The sequence below is a fragment of the Francisella sp. 19S2-4 genome, from assembly GCF_036281795.1.
GTDB lineage: Bacteria > Pseudomonadota > Gammaproteobacteria > Francisellales > Francisellaceae > Francisella.
In genome coordinates, this window is the sequence record NZ_JAWUZH010000087.1 from 1 (window position 1) to 1,833 (window position 1,833).

The following is a 1,833-nucleotide window of genomic DNA, read 5'->3' on the forward strand; positions in this document are numbered from 1 at the left end:
AGGCTAAGTTTTTACTAAAAATAGCAAAAATATTCCTATTCATAGAAATTGAAAGATTTATTCAACAGTCTTAATTAAGCAATTTAGTATCGCAGGTCTTCTATTAGAAATTGCAACCTCTAAAGTCTCTTCGAGCTCTTTTGTATTTTTAATGAGATATTTATCCCCTCCAAATGCTTCAATCATTTTTTCATAACTCTCATTAGGAATAAAACTTCCAGGAGATGGATCATCTTTATAAAAGCTTTCATTATCTCCTTTATATATACCACCGTTATTCATAATAATGACAATAACAGGTAGGTTATATCTACATATCGTCTCAATTTCCATTCCACTAAATCCAAAGGCAGAATCTCCTTCAACAGCTAAGACTGGATTACCATTACATATTGCAGCAGCTATTGCATAAGGCATCCCTATACCCATGGTTCCCCAAGTACCTGAATCAAGCCTACTACGTGGATTACAAATTGGTAAAATCATTCTACCTATATCAAGAGTATTAGCACCTTCATTTACAATACTAAGGTTCTCGTGATTCTCCATAACTTTTTTAATTGTGAAAAATGCTGAAACAAAACTCATTGGAGTTTTATCATAGTCAACTTTTTGAAGTAATTTATGTGTATTTATATTTTTAACTTCGTCAATGTCAGATAGCCATAAAGCTGTATCTATTTTTAGAGCTTTCTCTTTTAGTTCATCTAGTAATAAACTAGCTGTTAAACTACAATCTCCTAAAATAGGATTATCAATATGTACATTACTATCAAACTCTTCTTCACAGCTATCTACCTGTATATATTTACAATCTGGATTCCACTTATCATCAGCTCCATGATTAAACATCCAGTTAATTCTTGCACCAAAAAATATCGCTAAATCGGTATTTTTCATCACATATGATCTAGCTGACAAAGCAGATAAATTATTAGAATCACTTATAACTCCTCTACCATAGAAGAAGAAATAAAAGGAATTTTAGTATAATTTACAAGCTCTCTTAAACTATCCTCTGCTCTAGAATAACTAGCACCTTTACCAATTATAATAAGAGGTTTTTTTACTTTACTAAGCATATCTATAGCTTTTATTACTGATTGTTTATTTGGAGTTAAATCATGTAAGGATTCATTTTTTTCACCATAAATAGCATTATTTCCAACATCTACAAATATAGTTTGATGAAGAACATCAGATGGTATATCTATATATACACCTCCCGGTCTGCCTGATTCTGCGACTCTAACAGCTCTAGATATAACCCTGTGAGCATTTGTAATATCTGTTATTTTAAATGATGCTTTAGCAAACTCTTTAGCCGCTGAATATTGATCAAATTCCTGGAAATCTCCCTGATGAGCGCCTGCTAAAATAGTATTAGCTGAACCGCTAATTAAAATCATCGGGAAGCCATTCATAGTAGCATTTGCTAATCCTGATAATCCATTAATAAAACCAGGAGCACTAACTGTTAAACAGATACAAGATTTATGCTTTAGATATCCAGAAATACCAGCAGCCATTGACGCTGTTTGCTCATTTCTCATACCTATATATCTTATGCCTGTTTTTTGAAACTCATATGCTAACTGAGTTACAGGTATTCCAATTACTCCATAAGCTAAATCAACTCCTTGTTTTGAAAAAGATTTAGCTATAACTTGATAACAACTAAGTTCTGTTTTTTCTTGATCTATCATCTTAAATTACCTCAAATATTTCCCCATATAATTAACAATACTCCTTTTTAATCAAAAGTAAATTAAGACTTAATAAAAAAAAATATAAAATTAATAGTATATGGTTAATAGGAGTTTTAATTTATGA

Annotated in this window: 1 protein-coding gene and 1 pseudogene; both read right to left on the reverse strand. The window is 30.9% G+C overall.

Features of this window, described 5'->3' with window-relative positions:
* Positions 1 to 57 precede the first annotated feature (57 nt).
* On the reverse strand, positions 58 to 588 hold the full coding sequence (locus tag R8535_RS10890; RefSeq protein ID WP_442902181.1) for a thiamine pyrophosphate-dependent enzyme: 531 nt from the start codon (positions 586 to 588) through the stop codon (positions 58 to 60).
* Between the two features lie 192 nt (positions 589 to 780).
* Positions 781 to 1,706 (reverse strand): annotated as a pseudogene (locus tag R8535_RS10815) (thiamine pyrophosphate-binding protein); the annotation flags it as partial.
* Between the last annotated feature and the right edge of the window lie 127 nt (positions 1,707 to 1,833).

Excerpts from the sequence above, each read along its gene's own strand:
- R8535_RS10890 (WP_442902181.1), bottom strand. The coding sequence starts at position 588 with ATGAGTTTTGTTTCAGCATTTTTCACAATTAAAAAAGTTATGGAGAAT.